Origin of the sequence: Clostridium sp. Marseille-P299 (genome assembly GCF_900078195.1) — a bacterium.
Classification (GTDB): Bacteria; Bacillota; Clostridia; order Lachnospirales; family Lachnospiraceae; genus Lachnoclostridium.
In genome coordinates this window covers 2,117,377-2,141,129 of sequence record NZ_FJVE01000007.1, presented here as the reverse complement: position 1 = coordinate 2,141,129, position 23,753 = coordinate 2,117,377, and the positions used below count along the sequence as shown (strand labels likewise).

Genomic DNA, 23,753 nt, shown 5'->3' with positions numbered 1-23,753 from the left:
AAATTAGCTTAAATTAATCTAAAACTCAGATTACTTCAATGGAAAGGTGAGGTTAACGATAAATGGGAAAGTCGGTTAAATTAGCGGATATTGCAAAACAGCTAAATGTAAGTACAGTAACAGTATCAAAAGCATTGGCTGGAAAAAGTGGTGTAAGTCTTGAGTTAAGAGATAAAATTAAAGAATTGGCGAATGAGTTGGGCTATAAACGCCCAACCATAGCCTTAACTGAAACGAATACCTATAATATAGGAGTTCTTGTATCTGAACTTTACTTAGAGAAAAACACATCTTTTTATTGGGAACTATATCAAAATGTTGTTACCCATGCAGCAAAAAAAGATTGTTTTACGATGTTAGAAGTACTAAGTTTAGAGGATGAGAAAAATTTAGTAATTTCTAGAATGGTACGAGAAAAGAAAACAGATGGAATTATAGTGATTGGAAGAATCAATAAGCAGTACTTAACTTTATTAAAAGAAAATTGTGATGTACCGCTGATATATCTCGACTTTTATTATGACAGTCCAAATGATGATTTTATAATTTCAGATAGCTTTTATGGAACATACATAATGACAAATTATTTATTTGACATGGGTCATAAAAACATAGGTTTTGTTGGAACCGTATTGGCTACAAGTAGTATTACAGATCGCTACTTTGGCTATTCTAAATCCTTATTAGAGCATGGGTTAAAGCCAAGAGAAGACTGGATTCTTGATGACCGTGATTCCATTACTAAAGATCTAAAAATAGAGCTACCAGAGGAATTACCTAGCGCTTTTGTTTGTAATTGTGATCGTACGGCATATGAATTGATGCGTATTCTTGTGAAAAAAGGTTATAGAGTACCAGAAGATATTTCAGTAGTGGGCTTCGATAATTATTATATTCCTGTTGTGTCTGATGTTGATGTAAGATTAACAACTTACGAGGTTGATATGAAAGAAATGGCAAGAAAGAGCATTCATATCATGCGAAAGAAACTTCACAAAGAGCAATATAAGTCTGGAATTACAATGGTTCAAGGAAGAATTGTAATTAGAGATAGTGTTAAAAAGTTAAATTAAGTAAGTTGATTGATGGAATTAATTATTCAAATTTATTAATGAAATAAATTAGTTGATGAAATTAATTGACTGAGTTAAAAAGTAAATTTAATTGATCAATTTAATCACTACTTGAATTACGAAAAAGATAAAATAAAAAGCTTATAAAAATCATTTACTATGTTAATAGAACTAAGAATTTAGTAATGATTTTATAAGCTTTTTTTAATTATCAAATCAAAGTAACTAAATTAAGGTCAAATTAGATTATCAAATAATCTTTCTTTGATGCTGATTGCGATAAGTAAGGGGAGTAACACCTGTTTTTTTCTTAAATGTTGATATGAAATGATTGGTATTTTCCATACCGATGGAAATTCCAATATCATGGATCATATCGTCTGTTTGACAAAGCAGCTCTTTCGCATTTTCAATTCTTCTACAGATTAGATATTCTATGGGGGAAATGTTCATGTACTTTGTAAAGTCTCTTGATAGTTTATACTTGCTACGATGAAATGTTTTTGCGATTGAATCAAGGGTATGAACTTCGGAATAGTTATTATCAAACAATTCTTTAATTTTTAGGATATAGCTTGGTATGATTTCTGTTTTATATTGTGAATTGTTTTTTTCGATTATAATTTCCGTCAATAAATCCGTAATTAGCTTGGAATGAACGGCTTCATCTTCGATTGACTTCGTAACTATGCTTCCTTCTAATTTTTTTATAATGAATGGTATGTTTGAAATATTTGAAATAGGTAACAAAGAAAGTCCATCAGTTGTACATAATTCATAATACGAAGTAATATTATTTCCATTCAGTAGGATGAAATAAAAGTTCCAAGGCTTCATTTCTTTTGCATGAATATGACTTAATAGTTTCATATCTATAAAGAGTATACTACCAGATGGTAATGTATAATCTTGTCCATTGTATTTGATAATACCTTCTCCTTGATCTGTGTATAGCAAGCAATAATCTGCATTTGATTTAATCCCATAATAGTTTAAGTTAGATATCATGCATCTTTTAAAAAATGTAATATAAAAAAAAGCTTTTTTAGCTTGCTCAGATACTGTGTAAAAAGTAGGTTGATATGTATTTAGTTTGCCTGGTAATAAAATAGCCTCTTCTGTAATTAAGTTTTGAAATAAATCACTGGGAGAATTCATAGTTTACTCCTTTTTTTATGTTAGGATAGATAAGTAGTTATGATGTATGAGTGTCAAAAAAAAGTAATAAATTTCCTATTCAGTATACACTAATACCATACATATTTCAACAATTACTTACAATGTCAAATAAACATAGGCTAATAAATCACTTAAAAACACTTAAAAAATTAGTTACTATTAAAATATCAGTATTTGAATTTACAATATAAGTATAAAGACCTAGAAGATATGCATAAAAAATTCTCTTTATATAAAAATAAATGTTAAATTTATACAAAAAAGACAAGATATTGGTATTCTTAGCAAGATAGTTTAATGACTAATTTAGAATTATACTATATAATTAATTTAAGTTAAAAATAATTAAATTAACTTAATTGAAAAATAGGAGGATAAGAGATGAGATTTATGAAAAAGTTATTTAGTCTTGCTTTAGTTCTTGTACTTGTTATTTCTCTAGTTGGTTGTGGCAATAAGGACAAAAACACAGGTGCTACAAAAGATGGTATTCCAAAGATTAATGAAATTAAATTGGGTGAAGATTACAAAGATATTAAAACAACAATTAAAGTATTAACTCACAGAACGGATCTTGTAGATAATGTGTTTAAAGATTATGTTACAAAATTCAACGAAGTATATCCGAATATTAATGTGGAATATGAAGGTGTTACAGATTACGCATCCGACGCATTGATTCGTCTTACATCCGATAACTGGGGTGATATTATGATGATTCCAGCAGTAGATAAAAATGAACTTAGTCAATATTTTGTTTCCTATGGAGATTTTAATACTCTAGATGGAATCTATAACTTTGCAAATGGCTGGGAGTATGGAAAACAGGTATATGGAATTCCATCAACAGGAAATGCTCAAGGTATCGTTTATAACAAAAAGGTATTTGAAGCAGCTGGTATAACTGAACTTCCAAAAACTCCAGAGGATTTTATTGCTGCACTTCAAAAAGTAAAGGATAGTACAGATGCGATTCCGTTATATACAAATTATGCTGCTGGTTGGACAATGGGAGCATGGGATGCATATTTAGGTGGATCAGCAACTGGTGATACAAATTACATGAATCAAGTACTAATACATGAAGCTGCTCCATTTTCAAATCGTTCGGATGGTACACACGCATATGAAGTATACAAGGTATTGTATGATGCAACTAAAAATGGCTTAATTGAGGATGATTATACTACAACCGACTGGGAAGGTTGTAAAGGAATGATTAATAATGGTCAAATCGCTACAATGGTTCTTGGCTCTTGGGCTATTATACAAATGCAAGAAGCAGGCGATAATGCTGCAGATATTGGATATATGCCATTCCCAATCACAGTAAATGGTAAACAATATGCATCTGCTGGTGGCGATTATAACTATGGTATCAATGCAAAAGCATCAAAAGATAATCAAATTGCATCTAAGGTATATGTAAAATGGCTAACAGAAGAATCTAATTTCTCTTACGATCAGGGTGGTATTCCAATTGCAAAAGGTGATAAATATCCGGATACATTATCTGCTTTTGATGGAATAGAACTAGTTGCCGATGCATCTGCATTAGAAGGTGAAGAAGACTTTTTAAACAAATTAAATGCAGAATCTGAATTAAATATTAATGCAGGTGGAAATTCAAAAGTTCAAGGGATTATTGAACATGCATCCAATGGTGATATGTCTTATGACGATATTATGGCAGAGTGGAATCAAAAATGGTCAGATGCCCAAACAACTTTAGGTATTGATCAAAAATAATTACATAGTATTTATAATAAGTTTGAGCCAAGAGGGGAAACTTCTTGGCTTAAACTTAGAAAAAGGGAGGATTATATGAATAAGGAGCCAAGGCAGTCTTTTCAAATCATAAAATGGTTTAAAAGTAGAAAAGGGCAACAAGCAACCATTATAGTTACCTTTATGTTAATACCACTTATATTGCTATTTGTTTTTACATATCTTCCATTTTTTAAAATGTTTGAATTTAGTTTTTATAGAATGAAATACATTGGAGAACGTACCTTCGTTGGTTTAGATAATTACAAAGCTGTTTTTACAAGAGATGATTGTTTTAAGGCTCTTTGGCTAAGTTTATATTACATGGGTGGATCAGTTATTCAGCTTTTTATATCTTTGTATTTAGCAACAATTTTAAGCTATAAGGCAAAAGGAGGTAGCTTTTTTAAGGGCGCAATGTTTTTCCCTTTTTTGATTAACGGAATTGCAGTAGGATTTATTTTTAAATTCTTTTATACAAGAGGATTTGTATTTGACACGGTACTGCAGTGGATTGGATTTGACCTTGAAAATCTTCCGTACTGGTTGAAAAACCAAAGTATTAATAATATATCTTTGGTTGCTGCTTCGATTTGGAGGTATTTTGGACAGAATATGGTGCTGTTTCTTGGTGCTATTATGTCCGTAGATGCTGAGTTATACGAAGCGGCTAGCTTAGACGGTGCAAATAAATGGCAACAATTTAAGTACATAATATTACCAAGTATTAGAACCATTATTCTCCTAAATGTTATTTTATCTATAACAGGATCCTTAAGTGCATTTGAAATCGCCTATGTTGTTACCACTGGTGCCAATGGTACTGCTACGTATTTTGTTAAAATGCATGAAATTGCACATAAAAGCCAAAAGGTTGGCTTAGCATCTGCAATGGCAGTGGTATTATTGGTGATAATTACCTTTGCGGCAATTCTACAAAAATTATTCTTTAAATATGTCTTTAAAGAAAATGAGGATAATGATTTACGACGTAGAAAATTAGAGAAAAAAAGACAAGCGAAGGAGGTAAATGGTTAATGAAGAAACTATTGAATTTCATTTTAACATTTATTAAATATGCTTCGCTAATATTCTTTTCATTTATAGCAGTTTGGCCAGTGGCTTCCTGTGTAATTACAGCTTTTAAAACAGAAGCCGAATATAAACAAACCAATGTCATGGAAATGCCGGGAAGTTGGCTTTATTTTGATAATTTTATCACCGCTTTTCAAAAGGCGGATATGGGGATTGCATTTCGAAATTCGGCGATTATTTTATTCTTTGTTTTGCTTGGCTCCATAATGATAGGTTCAATGCTAGCGTATATTCTAAATCGTTTTAAATTTCCGGGGAATGGTTTAATAAGAAACCTATTTCTATTTGCCACATTAATTCCTGGTATCGCAACACAGGTAACCGTTTATCGAATTATGACAGTTCTAAATTTAGTAGATTCGATGCCTGGCTACATTTTATTAATGATGGGAACAGATGTAATTTCTATTTATATTTTCCTTCAGTTTTTTGAGAATATATCGGTTTCCTTAGATGAATCTGCAATTATGGACGGAGCTAGTTATTTTGGCGTGTTTTTAAGAATTTTGTTCCCCTTATTAAAACCAGCAATTATTACCGTTATGATTTTAAAAGGTGTCGGTACGTATAATGAGTATTATATGGCTAATTTATATTTACAAACAAAATCTAAATTAGTAACGGTATCAACTTCGTTATATAAGTTTACTGGTCCTCTTGGAAATCAATACAATTACATATGTGCAGGCGTTATCATTACTTTAATACCAGCATTAATAATTTTTATTCTATGTCAAAAGCAAATTTATAGTGGACTTACCCAGGGGGCCGTAAAAGGGTAATTTTGAAAGAGTTAATTAGATAGAAAAAGTAAGGTATAAAAGAGAGGTAGAAAGGATTAGGAAGACTGGTAATTTAGAAAGAGTAAGGCAGGAAGGGCAATGAAGAAGGGCAATAAAGAATGGTAAGGTAGAATGAGCAATGTAGAAAGAGCAGGTGGGAGATTTGCTGATTGAGGAAGTTAGAGACCATTTAATAGATAAGATTATTCCTTTTTGGAAAAGCATGAAAGATAGCACCTATGGTGGCTACTATGGCTATATGGATTTTGATTTAAACATTGATAAGTTGTCAGTGAAAGGTTCTATTTTAAATAGTAGAATACTTTGGTTTTTTTCAAATGCATATATGATTTTAAAAGATAAATCCTTATTGAATGATGCAAAACATGCTTTTACATTTTTAAAGAGTTACTGTTATGACATTACAAACGGGGGAATTTACTGGTCATTAAACTATGATGGAAGTGTTAACGATAGTACAAAACATACCTATAATTTAGCTTTTGCAATTTATGCATTATCCTCTTATTATGATGTATCGAAAGAGGAAGAGGCGCTAAGGATAGCAAAAGATATTTTCCATACGATTGAGCATAAATGTAAGGATGAATATGGCTATCTTGAAGCCTTTGATGAGAAATTCATACCAGTATCTAATGAAAAGCTTTCTGAAAATGGTGTCCACGCAGAAAAAACGATGAACACATTGCTACATGTGATGGAAGCTTATACAGAACTGTATCGTGTAACAAAAGAAGATGAGGTAAAGAAATGTCTGGAATGGATTCTTAATACTATAGCAGAAAAAGTCTATAATCCTTTACTAAGTCGTCAAGAAGTATTTTTTAATAAAACCTATCAAAGCATTCTTGATTTGCATTCTTATGGCCATGATATCGAAACCGCTTGGCTTATTGATAGAACCTGTGAAATTCTAGGTAATAATGAACTTACGAAGCATTTGGGGAAAATCACGTCCGAGTTAGAGAGAAAAATTTTTACGACCGCTTATCATAAGCATTCCCTTTGGAATGAATGTGATAGAGGAGTTGTTGATAAATCGAGAATATGGTGGGTTCAAGCTGAAGCTTTGGTTGGATTTTTAAATGCTTATGAAAAAGATACGAGTAAACAAGAATACTTACAAGCAGTAAAAGATATATGGAATTACATAAAAGAAAATATCGTTGATAAACGGGCAGGCTCTGAGTGGTTTTGGAAAGTAGATGATGAAGGAAAACCAAGTAGCAGACAACCAATTGTTGAACCGTGGAAGTGTCCATATCATAACGGAAGAATGTGCTTTGAAATCATAAGGAGGAACATAGATGCTTCATAAAAATTACTACATTGAACTTGAAAAATATAAAACCACAATAGAAAGAAAGAATCAAAAATCTGATTTTTATAATGGTATCTATGATCGTTGGCAAAATCCAGTACTTACAAGGGAACACATTCCAGTAACTTGGAAATATGATTTAAATATGGAAACGAATCCATATTTTATGGAGCGTCTTGGAGTAAATGCAGTTATGAATTCAGGCGCTATAGAGCTTAACGGTAAGTTCTATTTAGTTGCTAGAATTGAAGGAAATGATAGAAAATCCTTTTTCGGAATTGCGGAAAGCGACAGCGGTGTTGAAGGGTTTGAGTTTAAAGAAGCACCTATTTTATTTGAAGATGTATGCAAAGAAGAAACCAATGTTTATGATATGAGACTTACAAAACATGAAGATGGTTATATTTATGGAGTATTTTGTTCAGAACAAAAGGATTTTAGTGTTAATAACCTATCGGCAGCCATAGCAAGCGCAGGCATTGTAAGAACCAAAGACTTAAAACATTGGGATAGACTTGATAATTTAGTAACCTTAAATTCGGCTCAGCAAAGAAATGTAGTGTTACATCCGGAATTTGTAAATGGGAAATATGCATTTTATACAAGGCCAATGGATGATTTCATTGATACTGGTTCTGGTGGTGGCATTGGTTTTGGATTATGTGATGATATTATGCATGCTGTGATTGATGAAGAAATTATCACGAGTAAACGTAAGTATCACACAATTACTGAGGCAAAGAATGGAGCAGGAGCTGTTCCAATTAAAACGGATCGGGGATTTATTCATATTGCACATGGTGTTAGAAATACCGCCGCAGGACTACGTTATGTGATTTATGCATTTGCTACCGATTTAAATAAACCTTGGGAAGTGATTGCTGAGCCATCTGGTTATCTCATTGCTCCAATTGGGTATGAAAGAGTGGGGGATGTCTCGAATGTAGTTTTTACGAATGGAGCTATCGTTGCAGAGGATGAGACCGTGTATGTTTATTATGCATCCTCGGATACAAGAGTTCATGTTGCAACTACAACGATTGAGAAGTTGAAAGACTATGTATTTAAAACGCCAAGTGATCCATTGCGTTCGGTAGAGTGCGTTGCACAAAGACGTGAGTTAATTGAGAAGAACTTAGAAATTCTAAAAAAGTATAATATTTCTAATGAAACAATAACAGAGATTTAAATATGAATTTAAAATAATAAGTCGATTTCGTACTCTGAATCGCTACTTAGCATACTATAATATCATAATAACTTATGTTGATGAGGGTGAATGTTTATGGTATCGTTATTGATTTTCTTTATAATAGTTTTCATTTGTATTTTTTGTTTTATTAAATTATATTGGAGTAAAATTAAATGAACACAGTTTAAGTTGAATGTGAGGATACACAAAGGACGGATTTTTAATAGAATCAATTATGAATTCAAGGATAACTTCTGATTTTACAGAGGTTATCCTTTTATTTTATGCAGGAACTGAATAAATAAGTGAGTTATTCTGATAAATCGTTAAAATGAAAATTTGTAAAAGTCATTTTTGTAGTTTTATACAATTTATAAAGATATGAGTAATTAGAATTAACAGTTACTTAAAAATTGAAATTGTGCATTTTGTATAGAATAAATAAATATTGAAAATATTTTTAACTATATTGCAATATAATATTGACTAATTTAGGAAATGATGATAATATACAATTATGAAATAAAGATACATAAAATTATTGAATTTATGAAATATAAATACAACATTAATATGAAACAAAGCATAGAACAATGTTAATACGAAACAAAGCATAGAACTATATTATGAATTTGTTTCCTTTATTAATACTGTGTTTATCATTCATATATTTTATGCATCTCAATTCTCATTAGAATAAAATAAAAGGCTTGGAGGAGGTATACAATGAAAAAACTGGTAGCGTTGTTATTAACACTAGCAATGGTTGTAAGTTTATTTACTGCATGTAGTAAAGGTAAGGATTCTATTGATACTGGTTCAAAGGATTCTAGCAAGGGAACAACGAATGGATCAGATAATCAAGATCCAGTAAAAATTAAGATTTATTACTCTGATAATGCGACCTTACCATTTAAGGAAGATTGGCTAACAGTTACTGAAGCTGAAAAAAGATTTAATGTCGACTTTGAGTTTGAAGTAATTCCAATTGCTGATTATGCAACAAAAGTTTCATTAGCTTTAAATACCGGTAATAATACTCCCGACGTAATACTTTATCAAAGTACAAAAGGTGAAAATGCTTCTCTTGCATTAAATGGAGCATTGGTACCAATTAGTGACTATTCAGATCTTACTCCAAATTTTAATGCATATGTTGAAAAATTTGGTTTGACAGATGCCATAAATTCATTGAATTTAGCGGATGGTAAACGTTATTACTTACCAAGCTTATTTGATATACCGTTTTATGATGGCGGCCTTATTTTAAGAGAAGATTTTTTAACTACAGAGGGATTAGCAGCTCCTAAAACATATGATGATTTATATAAGATTTTAAAAGCATATAAGGAGAAAAATCCAGATTCTTATCCACTTACAATCTTAGCAGGACCTCGCGTTTTGTATCGTATGACTATGCCAGCCTTTGGAGTTAGTTTAGGTAAAAACGGAGCTTCAGGTACTAACACTTTAAGTTGGAATTATGAAAAAGGTGAATATTTCACAGGTGCTATTAGTGACGGTTATAAACAGTACATAAGCTATCTAGCAAAATTATATGCAGAAGGGCTATTAGATCCTGAAATGGCTGATCCAATTGATGGTGATGCTTGGTCACAAAAATTAGCGAGTGGTAAATCTATAGCTACGTATGCATATTATGATCAAATTGGTGGTGTAACCGCAGCTTCTGAAATAGATGGCTTTAAACTACAGATGTATCCAGCACTTGAAGGACCAGCTGGTGCTCATCACCAACCAAAGAGTCGTACTGGTTCTGGAATTATGTTCCCAGCAGCAACTGCAGAGAGAAAAGATTTTGAGCGTGTTGTGAAAACTATTGATGAGGTATTTTTCTCAGAGGAAGGCGCTAAATTATGGTGTCTAGGAGTGGAAGGTGTTACTTATACTGAGGAAAATGGGAAGATTACATATTCGGATGAACTAGTAAATTCTGCTGAGGGTGTCTATAAGACACTTCAAGTAAAGTATGGCTGTGGTTCTGATGTTACTCAATTGGTTTGGGTTAATGAACGTGAAATGACAAAATATGATGAAAACTATGCAAGTATAAATAAAGTAGTAGCAGCTATGGGGAATGTAATTCAAGAAATTCCACCAACACCACTATTTGATGATATGACAGCAGAGGATGCTGGGGTTTTACAAACTCCGTTATTGGATGCATTTGAAGTATGGGCAGATGCATTTATAACAGGAAAGAAGAGCGTTGAGAATGATTGGGATACATATGTAAATGAGATGAAAAACTTAAAAATTGATGATTTTTGCAAAATTTACAATGATAATCTGAAATAGGCTTTTCTTTTATGAAAGGCTGTTGCGAATTAGATATTGAAAGCTAATTTTGCAACAGCCTTTTGACTTTATATATAAGGCATTTATCATACTCTTTATTATAAAAAATAAAGGAGGTTTTCTATGTTTCTAGCTAAAAACAAAGTTGAAAGTACGAATGATATAAAGCAGAGAAGTAGTGGAAGAAAGCATCTGAAACGTTATTGGCAATTATATTTAATGATGGTTTTGCCAATTGCTTATTTTATTATATTTAAGTATATCCCGATGTTTGGAAATGTTTTGGCCTTTCGAAGATATCGCCCTGGCATGGGACCGTATGGGGTTTCATGGGTTGGTTTTAAATATTTTGAAGCTTTTACTAAGGATCCAGCATTTTGGAGAGCATTTCGTAATACTTTTATCATATCATTTATGAACTTAATCATTAACTTTCCAATACCGATTATTTTTGCAATTTTATTAAACGAGATTCGAAATGTACGCTTTAAAAAAGTTGTTCAAACAGTTTCTTATATGCCGAGGTTTATTTCTACAGTAGTAGTGATAGCGATTTTGGGAGAATTGCTTTCTCCTAGTTCTGGCTTAGTGAATCAATTTTTACAAAATGTATTTGGTATCGAATCAGTTTATTTTATGAATGAACCTCAGTATTTCCGTTGGTTATATGTACTTACGGATACTTGGCAATTTACCGGGTGGACGGCAATTATTTATTTGGCGGCAATCACAGGTATCAACGCAGATTTATTTGAAGCTGCTCAAATCGATGGTGCAAATCGTTTACAGCAAATTCTCCATATTACGATTCCTTCGATTTTACCAACCATTATGGTAATGCTCATTCTTAATGTTGGACGTATGCTAAGTCTTGGATTTGAAAAGGTTTTATTAATGTATACACCATCAAATTCTCAGGTAAGTGACATTATAGATACATTGGTATACCGTACCGGTCTTGCGAATCAGAATTATTCCTATGCGACTGCAATTGGATTATTCAGTGGCATTATCGGAGTTATTTTAGTTTCAAGTTCCAATGCATTAAGTAAAAAATTTACCGGCGATGGTATCTATTAGGGGGTGCCTTGTGAAAAAATATCGTACCAAAGGTAATATTATATTTGATCTTTTTATCTACATAGTAATGTTTTTAGTGTTGCTTATATGTTTAGTACCATTTATCTATATGCTTGCAATGTCTCTTTCTGATTCAAAAGCTATTATAAATAATAAAGTTACATTGATTCCAATTGGTTTAAATTTCGAAGCGTATAAACAGATTTTTACGTATCCTAATTTTTTTAGAGCGTACGGAAATACAATCTTTTATACCTGTGTTGGAACTTTAATATCCCTGATTATGACGACATTGTTTGCATATCCATTATCAAAACCGAATTTAAAAGGTCAAAAGTTAGCAATGCAACTTGTTGTATTTTCAATGTTTTTTTCCGGTGGATTAATTCCGAATTATTTACTTATCTCTAATTTAGGTTTAACAGGGACTAGATTTGCAATGTTACTTCCTTTTGCGATTAATCAATTTAATTTAATTATTTTAATAAATTTCTTTAAATCAATACCGATAGAACTTGAAGAGGCTGCATTTATCGATGGACTAAGTTATTTTGGTGTATTAAGAAAAATAGTGGTACCTTTATCAAAGGCTGCGTTAGCAACTGTGGGCTTATATACTGCAGTTTTTTTCTGGAATGATTGGTTTAACGGTTTGATTTATTTAAATACAAAACAATATCCAGTAATGCTATTTTTAAGGAATATTGTTAATGGTACTTCTATGGTGGGAGATGCCGCAGGTTCCGCGGATAAAGCAACAATTGCAATTTCTATAAAATCAGCAGTTATTATAACATCTACATTACCAATTATTATTTTATATCCTTTTTTACAAAAGTATTTTGTGAAAGGACTTACTGTAGGTTCCGTGAAAGGCTAATAAGACAGAGAGGTAGAGGCTATGGTAGAATTAAATAATTTAGATACCGAACAAAAAAATGAACGAACTAAAAATATTGATATACTCTCAACAATAGAAGTCTTAAAACTTATGAATGATGAGGATAAGAGAGTAGCATGTGCGGTTGAAAAGGAATTAGAGCAGATTGAAAAAGCAGTAGATTTAATATATGAGAAAATGTCCGTAGGAGGTAGATTAATTTATATCGGTTGTGGCACTTCTGGGCGTATTGGTATATTGGATGCTGTTGAATGTCCCCCAACCTTTGGTACAGAACCAGAATTAGTGCAAGCATTAATCGCTGGTGGAATTATGGCGTTTGTCAAAGCAGTTGAAGGCGCAGAGGATAACGAAGAACTAGGAGCTGTTGATTTAAAGGGAATAGGATTTTCTAGTAATGATATATTGGTAGGGATTGCTGCCAGTGGTAGGACACCATATGTGATTGGTGCTCTAAACTATGCAAAATCCATTGGTGCAAAAACCATTAGCCTTACGAGTTGTTCGAATTCGTTATTAAATGAAATTTCCGATGTTTCAATTAATCCCCAAACTGGACCGGAGGTTATTACTGGATCTACAAGGCTAAAGTGCGGTACGGCTCAGAAAATGGTATTAAATATGCTAAGTACATCTGTTATGATAAAGCTAGGGAAAGTATATGGCAACTTAATGGTTGATTTAAAAGCTACCAATGAGAAATTAGTGGAGAGAGCTGTCCTTATAGTAAGGACCATTACTGGTGTGAATGATTCTGTTGCAAGAGAACATTTAAAAGCATGTGATTTTTCTGCTAAAACCGCTATTGTCATGCTAAAATGCAATCTAACAGCGGCTGAAGCAGAAGAGGCTATTATAAAAGCTGGTGGGCATATCTCTAATATTATTGATAAAAGTATCCGGTGAGTTGTTGCCAGTTATCTTATTGATAAAAGTATCCGGTGAGTTGTTGCCAGTTATCTTATTGATAAAAGCATCCAGTGAAGTTGTGTCCAGTTATACTTTATGGCTGCGACATACTTCAGAACTCTTTTCTAAATATTTTTGAACAGAGGTATAATTTTTATTTGCAAGGCTAGTGAATAATAGATCGACAATTGTTAACTGTGCGATTCTACTACTCATTGCTCCGCTTCGAGAATTAATCTCTGGCGCAGAAATATAGATCGCATAATCAGAATTTAAAAGTAATGGGCTTTTTGTATACTTAGTAATTGCTATGGTTGGACATTTTGCATCTTGTGTTAGATTCATTATTTCAAGCATTTCCTTTGTTGTACCAGAATAGGAAAAAATGATAGCCACATCCTCAGGTCTAGCGTTAGCACCATAAGCAAGTTGCGTATGCATATCATAACTAAAGACAACATTTTTATTGATACGGAGAAGTTTTTTACAAAAGTCATCCGCCACAAGTGCAGAAGCACCAACACCAAATAATTTAATACAAGACGCTTTTGATAGAAGATTTACTACAGTTTTTAATGTGTCATAATCAATGAGCTTCATGGTATCTTCCACTGCTTGAAGCGTTGAATTACGAATTGTGTTACACATCTCTTCTAAGGAACTGTGCTTTTTGATGTCTGAAAAGTCAGAGGTATCGTTTACTTCTGATGAAGCGCTATTTAGTTCCAAAAAAAGACTCTTTTTTAAGTCTTTTAAACCATCAAAACCAATCGCCTTACAAAAACGAATCCATGTTACTTGGCTGACACCAGATTCTTCCGCAAGTCTAGCAATTGGAACTGAGAAAATATTTTCGATGTTATTTAAGAAGTAAGTGGCAACTTTACGTTCGGAGTTATTAAGGGAATCCATAATACTTCGGGTTTTTATTTCGATATTGGTCATATAAGACACCTGCTTTCGTTAAATTGTTATTTTGCCCATTACAACGTTATGGCTTGCGCCAGTAGCAGAAGGGACATTATTGGTGTTACCAAATATAGTTTCGTTAGCTAAGATAGCAAATGCTATGGCTTCCTTTGCATTACTGTTAAATCCAATGTCTTCGTTTGTTATAACGTTGCATTGTGAAAGAGTGTTAGATATGTACTTCATAAGCGTTTTGTTTTGACTTCCGCCACCTCCTACAATAAGTGTATCAGGAAGTTTTGGCAGGTGATTTAATACACTTATTTCAATTGATTTTGCTGTAAACATGGTTGCAGTAGATACGATGTCAGGGAATGAAAGGTTAAGCTCATTTGCTTTGTTAAGTAGTCTTTTTACATAGTCTGCACCGTAGTATTCTCTACCAGTGGTTTTTGGCGGTATTTTATACAGATAAGGATCCGTTAAAAGCCATTGCAGTAATTCCTCATGTATCGTACCAATGGAAGCAATTTTTCCACAATCATCGTAGGTTTGCCTCATATTCGTATGGATAGACACTAAAGAATCAATAATCATATTACCTGGACCAGTATCAAATGCAAGTATATCTTCTAATTTACCATTGGATGGTAGATATGTAATGTTGCCGATACCTCCAATGTTTTGCAAGGCTATTGTTTTATCTTTTTTACTATATAATAAATATTCTGTGTAAGGAACTAAAGGAGCTCCTAAACCGCCAGCTGACATATCACGGACACGAAAATCTGAAATTACCGGGCAATTCATTATTTCACTTATGACAGATGCCTCTCCAATTTGTAACGTTGATGTAACTGTTTGACCATGATAATTCTCTGGTAGCGGTTGATGATAGATTGTGTGACCGTGGCTACCTATAAAATCGATTTCAGATGGTGATATTTTTGCCTTTTCACAAACAGATAAACATGCATTTGCGGATAATTTACCAAGTAGAAAATTCATTTTACTAATTTCATAGCTTCCTCCAAAATCTCCGGAGGAAAGTTGTAAAAGTTTTGAACGAAGCTCAATATCATATGGTATTGTTACAAATTCAATGAATTGAACTTTTGTATGTATGCTAGAACCTTCAATTTGTACTAGTGCAGCATCAATTCCATCTGTACAAGTACCGCTCATTAAACCGATGGCTAATCTTTTTTGCTTAGTTGTAAGTGATAAGAGCTGATTCATAAGACCACGATCCTTTCATGTAATTAAATTACATAATAATTAGAATATTATGTAATTATTAAACTATAAAGAAATGGAGTTGTCAAGAATATGATTTTAAAAGGAGTCGATAATATCAAACCTTACGATGATTACTTTAAAAATAAAAAACTAGGTTTGATAACTTCAATATCAGGAATAGATAATAATTTAAATTCAACGATAGATATTCTACATAAGAAATATTGCGTAACAGCCTTGTTTGCGCCAGAACATGGTGTACGAGGTGATAAGGATGCAGGAGAGAATGTTGATACATATTTAGATACCGAAACAGGCTTACCTGTTTTTAGTTTATACCGAAAAGAGTCAAAACGATTTACGAATGAAATGTTAGAGAATGTAGATGCGATTGTTTATGACATTCAAGATTTAGGGGTTCGATATTATACCTTTATTTCAACTATGATTTACGCCTTAAAAGATTGTGCAAAGTATGGGAAAGAATTAATTATTCTAGATCGTCCCAATCCTCTTGGTGGAGAAATAATTGATGGAAATGTTTTAGAAGAGGAATATAAAAGCTTTGTAGGGGCATACCCTCTTGCAACGCGTTACGGTTTAACAATAGGTGAACTTGCGAATATGGTAAATGATGAGGAGGATATAGGGTGCCACTTAACTATTATTCCTTGTTTAGGGCTAAAGAGAAATGTTTTATTCCCTGCAATGAAACAAATTTGGATGATGCCAAGTCCTGGGATGCCTAGATTTGATACAGCACTTCTTTATACAGGTACCTGCTTATTTGAGGGGACAAATGCATCAGAAGGAAGGGGGACTTCTTGTCCATTTGAAATCATAGGTGCGCCTTATATCGATGCAAATCAATTAGTTCAGCATATGAGGAAGCAAGATTTATCAGGGGTTGCATTTACTCCAGCTTACTTTAAACCTACAAGTTCAAAGCATAAAGGAGTATTCTGTCAAGGAGTTCATATCCATATTACAGATTATGAAACTTATGAAAGTTATAAAACAGGGTTGATTCTATTAGAACAGATTCGAAATTTATATCCGAAAAATTTTATGTTGTTAGAACCCACAAGTGATAGCGGAAAGCCATTTATCAGTCTATTAGCAGGGAGTAATATATTTGAAAATGAAAACTGGAATAGCAAGGATATTTTAGAAAGAAATAAAATACAGCTAAATCAATTTAAAATTAGAAAGCAAAAGTATCATATATATGATTAAAATTATTCCATAGTCGACGGATGTTTGAAAATTATATGATTAAAATACTCCATAATCGACTAATATTTTGTAATTAGAATACGGCGTTTATGATTGAAAGAGGTGCGGTAATGAATTTATCATTTAGAGAGAAAATCGGACAACGGCTTGTAGTCGGTTTTCCAGGAACAGAGATTGATGAAGAGTTAGAAGAATTGATACGTACTTATAAAGTTGGTAATTTTATTTTGTTTAAACATAACATTAAAGATGCATCGCATTTAAGAAATCTGTGTGAACGACTACAGGAACTTTCACGAAAGCATACTGGACATAGTGCCTTTATTACAGTTGACCAAGAAGGGGGAATGGTTACTAGATTAGGAGAAGACTGTGTTAATATTCCCGGTGCAATGGCATTAGCAGCTCTAAATAACGAAGAGAAGATTTATAAGGCAGGTAAAATAACGGGTGAGCAATTAAAGACATTAGGGATTAATTTTAATTTGGCACCAGTAGCAGATGTGAATTCGAATATGGATAATCCAGTCATTGGAGTAAGAAGTTATGGAGATGACCCAATTCAAGTGGCAAGGTATAGTACTGCTATGATGAAAGGTCTAGTAGATGGTGGAGTTTTAGCTTCTGCAAAACATTTTCCAGGGCATGGTGATACGAATGTGGATTCTCATCTTGGCTTACCTCAAGTCAATAAGACATTAGAAGAGATGAAACAATGTGAATTGGTACCATTTCAAGCGTTGATAGATGCTGGGATACCAGCAATTACGACTTCCCATATTATATTTCCAGCATTGGAAAAGGAAAATCTACCAGCTACTATGTCACGAAGTATTATCACTGGTTTATTAAAGGGAAGTTTGGGATTCCAGGGTTTAGTTATTAGTGATTGCATGGAAATGAGTGCAATTCAAAAATATTATGGAACGATAGAAGGAATCAAAAACGCAATAAAGGCAGGAGTTGATTTAATCTTTGTTTCACATACGATGCATTTAGCTAGAGAAGCATCTGATGTTTTGACTAAAATGCTTGAAGAGGGCGAGCTGGCTGTAGATGAAATGGATGCATCTGTTCGTAAAATATTAGATTATAAGGAGAAATATATAAATGCTAGTTTAGTAATTAACGAAAGCTATGAATCAAGTGAACTCAATGAATTAAGTAGACCACATGAATCAAATGGACTCGAGGAATCAAGTGAACATAATGAATTAAGTAGACCTCATGAATCAAATGAACTCGAGGAATCAAGTGAACACCATGAAACAAGTAGACCCGATGAATCAAGTGAAGTCAATGAATTGAGGAAACCTTATGAAACAAATGTACCTTATGAATTAAGTGAACCTTATGAATCAAGCGAACCTTATGAATCAAATGAACTTGATGAATTAAGTGAACATCATGAATCAAGTGAATTCGATGAATCAATTGAACACCATAAATCAAGTAGAGCATATGAATTTACATCTCATGAATTTAATGCTACCGAGGGGATTAAATATTCAAATCAATTACTTAAAGAAAGTTTAACCCCCGTTCAAATGCCCAAAAACCAAATTCCGAAAATTGATCAAAATACCCTTTTTCTTGGTTGTGTGCCATTTCGAGCTACGAATATCTTGAATCAAGATGAAGGAATGTTTCATTTCGCTGAATATATGGCAAGGTATTTTCATGCTGAAGGAATCCTAACTTCACCGAATCCAACCACTCATGAAATAGAATCCTTAGCGTTAAAGATGGAAGAAGCAAGTTCGGTGGTAATTGCTACATACAATGCTCATTTATATAAAGAACAGTTGCAGTTGGTTAATATGGCAGCACAAAAAAATCAAAATGTTATTGTATTTGCAATGAGAAATCCATATGATTTAAAAGATTTACCATCCAATGTGTTTGGAATAGCAGCATATGAATATACGAGAAAAAGTTTAGAGATATTGGCAGAATACTTAGAAGCACCATTTGATTTAAAAGGTAAGCTACCAATTAAGATGTAGATAAGAGAAAGTACAAAACTAAAAATAATCTTCACACGCAAGTTTGTGTTTGCGCACCATAAACTTGTTATGCATAAATAAACTTGCTATGCATAAATAAACTTGTTATGCATAAATAAAGTTGTTATGTATAAATAAAGGCGTTATGCATAAAAAATGTGCGCTAGAATGGGGAATGAGATGCAATATGTTGTAGGGTTAGACGGTGGCGGAACAAAAACTCAAATGCAAATTATAGATATGACGGGAACGATTATACGAACTGCAAGGGCAGGTTCTCTTAATTATAACAGTGTAAGTAAAGAAGAACTTTCAAATACGATTGAATCATTAATGAATATACTTTGTGAGCTACCAGAAGGAATAAGTAATTGTAAAGGTATTTGTATTTCAACCGCAGGTATTAGCAATAAAGAAGCGATTGAATTTATAACAGAAAATTTAGTAAGCAGAGGGTTAAATTGTGACATTCACATTGTTGGTGATCATGAAGCAGCATTATACGGAGCGTTTGGAAAACCAGAAGGAATCGTGCTAATTAGTGGTACTGGATCTATTTGCTTTGGTATGAATCGTGAAGGAATCAGACACCGAACTGGAGGATATGGACACCTAATTGATGATGAAGGAAGTGGTTATGCCATCGGGCGAGATATCTTAAAAGTTGCAGTACAGACCTATGATAAACGTATATCAGACAGTGTTATATTGGACTTTGTTTTAAAAGAACTAAACTGTAATTCCATTGAAGATATTATTCGTTATACATACAACCCCAATTGGAACAAAGCAAACATAGCTGCACTAGCTCCTTTGTTATTAAAAGCAATGGAAGAAGGCGATGTTCATGCCAATCACATATGTAAGAAGGCTGTAGATAATTTGGTAAATTTGGTCTTGCCTACAGCAGAGATTCTTAATTTAAAAGAGGGTAACCTTGCCTTATTAGGTGGTATTTTAACTCATTATATACCAATTAAGGAAATGCTGATACAGAAGCTTTCAATGGTTTTACCCACATTAAAAATTATTACTCCATTGAATGATAGTGTAACAGGAGCTGCAAAGATTGCGTTGAATCGATACAAACTTAAAAACTAAAGGAGAGAGAAAAAATGCCGGATATGTTAGTGAACTTATTAGCGATTGATGATTATCATGAAGATATCAATCATTTAAAATCTGAAGGGATTGAGATATTTCGTGCTCTATCTCCGGATAAGTTTCGAATTGTTGATTGGGTAAAAGAACATTCAAGTATTAATGCAGCAGGAGAGTGCGATAAATGTTTTTCCAATCAGCCTGTTTCGTGTTTTATCGCAGTGAAAGGGAGTAGTATTATTGGTTATGCCTGTTATAATGCAACTGCTCTGAACTTTTTTGGACCAACTAGAGTACTATCTGAGTATCAAGGGAAAGGAATAGGAAAGGCACTTCTTCTTCGATCGTTACATGCAATGAGAGAGGAGGGCTATGCTTATGCTATAATTGGAGGTGTAGGACCAGTCAAGTTTTATGAAAGATGTGTTCATGCAACTTTAATTGAAAGTTCGAAACAATATAGCATTTATGAGAATTTTTTAGGTGGTAAGAAAAGACAAGAGATGTAAAACAAAATATAATGATTTATTCATATTTGTAAATTTGCAAGACGAATCCCCTGTTAAGTACATCATCCTTATGAGTACTTAACAGGGGATTCTTTATTCACTAACTATTCAAGGCTATCAAAATGCTTGTTATAATATTCTTCTATCACATATTCTAAATAAGAATCATCCATTTCACCAAGTGCTTTCGTTACCATTTCTTTTAAATGATCCATGGTTTTTATAAAATTCACTTCGCTAGAAAGAGAATTATCTTGAATTCTTTGTATATACTCTTCACTAATGTTTTCCTTTAGCCAAGCGTTGATATTTGAGGTTAATTCTTCCTCAAGGATAGCATCTGCAGCAGCTTTTTTGGAGCGAGAGATGGAGTTAATTCCAACGAGGATAAAACCTAAAAATACAAGTGACATTATAATATAGCCAAAAGTTCCATTGATGATAGAAATAGTTCCAAATACGTTTAATGCTACAAATATCAAGCCACCAAAACCAAACAAAAGAAAAGTAATTGCTGTTGACTTTAAGTCTTTATATTGATCGGATTTCTTAACATAGGCAGGTGTTGTAACCTTAATCAGATCATTTTCATCTTCTTTATCATGGAATTTCTTCGAAGTTCCATGATCAGAAACCTCATCCAGAATAAAGTCATCATCAACGTTGGAGTACTCTACATCTGTTGCATTAAAATCATAGGAATTACAGGATTCTAGAGTATCATATGTTTCTTCTAAATCAGTATTCGCAAGATTATCTACAGTATCTTCAGAAATAACCTGGTCATTAAAAGATTCCTCTTCAACTTCTGCAGCATTTAAGCTTTCAAAAATTTCATTGTTTTCATCTGTTTCTGACTCTGTGTTATCTGAAAGACTCTGTAATGGTTCTTCATCTAGAATATAAGAATCTGGAGTGCTACTTTCCATATTCTCTAATTCTACTTTATAAAATGCTTCAAAGCATCGTTTTGCTTTCTTAATTTCTGCATGAGGTGCATATACAGAATAAGCTTTATTTACTTCTGAATACTCAAAATAAGCAGTGACTTGAGAAAAGGTTAGGAATTCAACTAACTTTTTAGCAGTTGTTTCTTCCTCTAATGCAATAACCTCTTCGTAATCATTGGTTTTATCCAATGTTTCTAGTTCCTCAACTAATTCAACATTACAATCAGCACAGGTTGTAAAACCGTCCCGATATTCTGTCTTACATTTTGGACACCATGGCATACTTTAAAACACCCCAATCTTTTATGATAGCTTGAATAAAATAATTCAATTAATCTATTTTAAATAAATGATATACTTTTTTACCTTTTCTTACAAGTAAAGCACCATCAGCATTGAAATCCGCTGGTGTGAACTTTCTTGAAAATTCAGTAACCTTTACATCGTTTACAGAAACGCCACCTTGTTCAATGTTTCTTCTTGCATCGGAACGAGAAGTAGCCATTTTTGCATCCATCATTAATGTAATTAAATCAATGCCTTCTTCAAAGGCTTCTTTAGAATAGGTAGTAGTTGGCATATTTTCGGATAGAACACCACCAGCAAATAAGGATCTTGCAGCTTCTCTCGCCTTTTCAGCCTCTTCTTCACCATGAACGATTTTTGTAATCTCGTATGCAAGCACTTCTTTAGCTTTATTAATTTCAGCACCTTCAAGTGCACCAAGTCTTCTTACTTCATCCATTGGTAAGAAAGTTAGAAGAGCAAGGCATTCTTCAACTTTAACATCTTCGATGTTTCTCCAGTATTGGAAGAATTCATATGGAGATGTCTTTTCTGGATCTAGCCATACAGCACCCTTCATGGTTTTACCCATTTTAATTCCTTCGCTAGTAGTTAGAAGTTTAAAAGTTAAACCATAAGCAGGTTTTTGTTCTTTACGACGAATTAAATCAACGCCACCAAGAATGTTGGACCATTGATCATTACCACCAAGCTCAAGAGTACAGCCATACTTTCTGTTTAATACTAAGAAGTCGTAAGACTGCATTAGCATATAGTTGAATTCAAAGAAAGTAAGTCCTTTTTCCATTCTTTGTTTGTAGCATTCAGCAGTAAGCATTTTATTTACTGAGAAATGCACACCTACTTCACGTAAAAATTCAACATAATTTAAATCAAGTAACCAATCTGCATTATTTGCAATAATTGCACTATCATTATCAAAGTTAATAAATCTTGATAACTGTTTATAGAAGCAATCAGCATTGTGTTGAATGGTTTCTCTTGTCATAATCGTACGCATATCGCTCTTACCAGATGGATCACCAATCATAGTAGTTCCACCACCAAGTAATGCAATTGGACGATGGCCTGCTCTTTGCATATGCATCATTGCCATAACAGTTAAGAAGTGACCAGCAGTTAAACTATCTGCAGTTGCATCAAACCCAATATAAAAAGTTACCTTCTCTTTTCCAAGTAATTCTCTAATTTCTTCTTCATGTGTTGCTTGTTCAATAAATCCGCGCTCTAAGAGTACGTCATAAACATTGTCTGACATAGTCTTTTCCTCCTATTCTATTTGTAACTCAGACTAAAGTTCATTATAAATTAAAAGCGTGGATTTTTCAATGCTGTATCAACCTCTTTTTTATGATTACTATTATTTTATGAATATCCTGTAAAATGTGACATATATTATTGTAAGACATGCTATGAAATGGGGTGTACCTATGGAAGCGGATATCAATACCAAAGAAAGTAATATCAATATGGAAGAAAGTAATATGAATACGATAGGAAGTAATATCAATACGAAAACAGGTAAGAAGAAAAAAAATCAATATATCAAGGGATTATTAATTCGAATCATTATTTGTTGCACGATATTTTTGATATTATTTACAATGGACATGGCAAAGGTTGAAATATTAGACTATGATACACAAAAAATTATAACTATGATTGAAGATAATAGTATAGTTAATTACATAGAAGAAGTCATCTCTAATTTCATAAAAGAATAATATTTAATTTTATTCTTAGTAATCTTAAGTTGGGTGATGATTCATATTGACATACCTACATTTATTTTATATGATATGTAAGTGAGCTGGTGAAAAAAGTAATCAGCTAGAAGATTATTGCCTAAGTATGATGG

The 23,753-nt window shown here is 32.8% G+C and carries 20 protein-coding genes; 15 read left to right on the top strand and 5 right to left on the bottom strand.

The window, feature by feature from the left end:
• Positions 1-62 precede the first annotated feature (62 nt).
• A complete protein-coding gene (locus BN4220_RS17280) occupies positions 63-1,073 on the top strand; it encodes a LacI family DNA-binding transcriptional regulator (RefSeq protein ID WP_066719439.1) in 1,011 nt (336 codons plus the stop codon).
• A gap of 249 nt (positions 1,074-1,322) precedes the next feature.
• Here BN4220_RS17280 and BN4220_RS17275 read toward each other — a convergent pair whose 3' ends face one another.
• Positions 1,323-2,231 (bottom strand): AraC family transcriptional regulator, encoded by a 909-nt coding sequence (locus BN4220_RS17275; RefSeq protein ID WP_066719436.1) that lies wholly within the window; start codon positions 2,229-2,231, stop codon positions 1,323-1,325.
• A gap of 402 nt (positions 2,232-2,633) precedes the next feature.
• Here BN4220_RS17275 and BN4220_RS17270 point away from each other — a divergent pair, with 402 nt between their 5' ends.
• From BN4220_RS17270 to murQ, 9 genes are all read left to right on the top strand, one after another.
• A complete protein-coding gene (locus BN4220_RS17270) occupies positions 2,634-4,001 on the top strand; it encodes an ABC transporter substrate-binding protein (RefSeq protein WP_082812368.1) in 1,368 nt (455 codons plus the stop codon).
• Between the two features lie 75 nt (positions 4,002-4,076).
• Positions 4,077-5,057: a carbohydrate ABC transporter permease gene (locus BN4220_RS17265; protein ID WP_066719433.1), complete on the top strand. Its 981-nt coding sequence runs from the start codon at positions 4,077-4,079 to the stop codon at positions 5,055-5,057.
• The gene (locus BN4220_RS17260; protein ID WP_066719430.1) at positions 5,057-5,896 is read left to right on the top strand and encodes a carbohydrate ABC transporter permease; all 840 of its coding nucleotides are present in this window, start codon (positions 5,057-5,059) and stop codon (positions 5,894-5,896) included. Before BN4220_RS17265 ends, BN4220_RS17260 begins: the two co-directional genes overlap by 1 nt.
• Positions 5,897-6,050: 154 nt before the next feature.
• A complete protein-coding gene (locus tag BN4220_RS17255; protein WP_066719427.1) occupies positions 6,051-7,235 on the top strand; it encodes an AGE family epimerase/isomerase in 1,185 nt (394 codons plus the stop codon).
• Positions 7,225-8,427: a glycoside hydrolase family 130 protein gene (locus BN4220_RS17250; RefSeq protein WP_066719424.1), complete on the top strand. Its 1,203-nt coding sequence runs from the start codon at positions 7,225-7,227 to the stop codon at positions 8,425-8,427. The genes BN4220_RS17255 and BN4220_RS17250 overlap by 11 nt, the downstream gene beginning before the upstream one ends.
• Positions 8,428-9,156: 729 nt before the next feature.
• The gene (locus BN4220_RS17245) at positions 9,157-10,749 is read left to right on the top strand and encodes an extracellular solute-binding protein (RefSeq protein WP_066719422.1); all 1,593 of its coding nucleotides are present in this window, start codon (positions 9,157-9,159) and stop codon (positions 10,747-10,749) included.
• Between the two features lie 123 nt (positions 10,750-10,872).
• Positions 10,873-11,829, top strand: coding sequence for an ABC transporter permease (locus tag BN4220_RS17240; protein ID WP_066719419.1), 957 nt, complete (start codon positions 10,873-10,875; stop codon positions 11,827-11,829).
• 10 nt (positions 11,830-11,839) lie between these two features.
• On the top strand, positions 11,840-12,709 hold the full coding sequence (locus tag BN4220_RS17235) for a carbohydrate ABC transporter permease (protein ID WP_082812367.1): 870 nt from the start codon (positions 11,840-11,842) through the stop codon (positions 12,707-12,709).
• Positions 12,710-12,730: 21 nt separating this feature from the next.
• On the top strand, positions 12,731-13,636 hold the full coding sequence (gene murQ, locus BN4220_RS17230) for an N-acetylmuramic acid 6-phosphate etherase (protein WP_066719408.1): 906 nt from the start codon (positions 12,731-12,733) through the stop codon (positions 13,634-13,636).
• 90 nt (positions 13,637-13,726) lie between these two features.
• Here the strand turns inward: murQ and BN4220_RS17225 are convergent, their stop codons facing one another.
• Positions 13,727-14,584 carry a MurR/RpiR family transcriptional regulator gene (locus BN4220_RS17225; protein WP_066719405.1) on the bottom strand — a complete coding sequence of 286 codons (858 nt, stop codon included), beginning with the start codon at positions 14,582-14,584 and terminating at the stop codon, positions 13,727-13,729.
• A gap of 18 nt (positions 14,585-14,602) precedes the next feature.
• Positions 14,603-15,787, bottom strand: a complete 1,185-nt coding sequence (locus tag BN4220_RS17220) for an anhydro-N-acetylmuramic acid kinase (RefSeq protein ID WP_066719402.1) — start codon at positions 15,785-15,787, stop codon at positions 14,603-14,605.
• Between the two features lie 90 nt (positions 15,788-15,877).
• On the opposite strand from BN4220_RS17220, the gene BN4220_RS17215 reads away from it, so the two are divergent.
• From BN4220_RS17215 to BN4220_RS17200, 4 genes are all read left to right on the top strand, one after another.
• On the top strand, positions 15,878-17,023 hold the full coding sequence (locus BN4220_RS17215; protein WP_066719399.1) for a DUF1343 domain-containing protein: 1,146 nt from the start codon (positions 15,878-15,880) through the stop codon (positions 17,021-17,023).
• A gap of 110 nt (positions 17,024-17,133) precedes the next feature.
• Positions 17,134-19,029 carry a glycoside hydrolase family 3 protein gene (locus BN4220_RS17210; protein ID WP_066719396.1) on the top strand — a complete coding sequence of 632 codons (1,896 nt, stop codon included), beginning with the start codon at positions 17,134-17,136 and terminating at the stop codon, positions 19,027-19,029.
• 180 nt (positions 19,030-19,209) lie between these two features.
• Positions 19,210-20,130, top strand: a complete 921-nt coding sequence (locus BN4220_RS17205; protein WP_197467953.1) for an N-acetylglucosamine kinase — start codon at positions 19,210-19,212, stop codon at positions 20,128-20,130.
• Between the two features lie 14 nt (positions 20,131-20,144).
• Positions 20,145-20,639: a GNAT family N-acetyltransferase gene (locus BN4220_RS17200; RefSeq protein ID WP_066719391.1), complete on the top strand. Its 495-nt coding sequence runs from the start codon at positions 20,145-20,147 to the stop codon at positions 20,637-20,639.
• Between the two features lie 104 nt (positions 20,640-20,743).
• On the opposite strand, the gene BN4220_RS17195 is transcribed toward BN4220_RS17200, so the two are convergent.
• Positions 20,744-21,871 (bottom strand): hypothetical protein, encoded by a 1,128-nt coding sequence (locus tag BN4220_RS17195; protein WP_066719389.1) that lies wholly within the window; start codon positions 21,869-21,871, stop codon positions 20,744-20,746.
• A gap of 49 nt (positions 21,872-21,920) precedes the next feature.
• Entirely contained in the window at positions 21,921-23,153 is a 1,233-nt protein-coding gene (gene tyrS, locus BN4220_RS17190; RefSeq protein ID WP_066719386.1) for a tyrosine--tRNA ligase, read from the bottom strand.
• 154 nt (positions 23,154-23,307) lie between these two features.
• Here tyrS and BN4220_RS17185 point away from each other — a divergent pair, with 154 nt between their 5' ends.
• Entirely contained in the window at positions 23,308-23,619 is a 312-nt protein-coding gene (locus BN4220_RS17185; RefSeq protein ID WP_066719383.1) for a hypothetical protein, read from the top strand.
• Positions 23,620-23,753 lie beyond the last annotated feature (134 nt).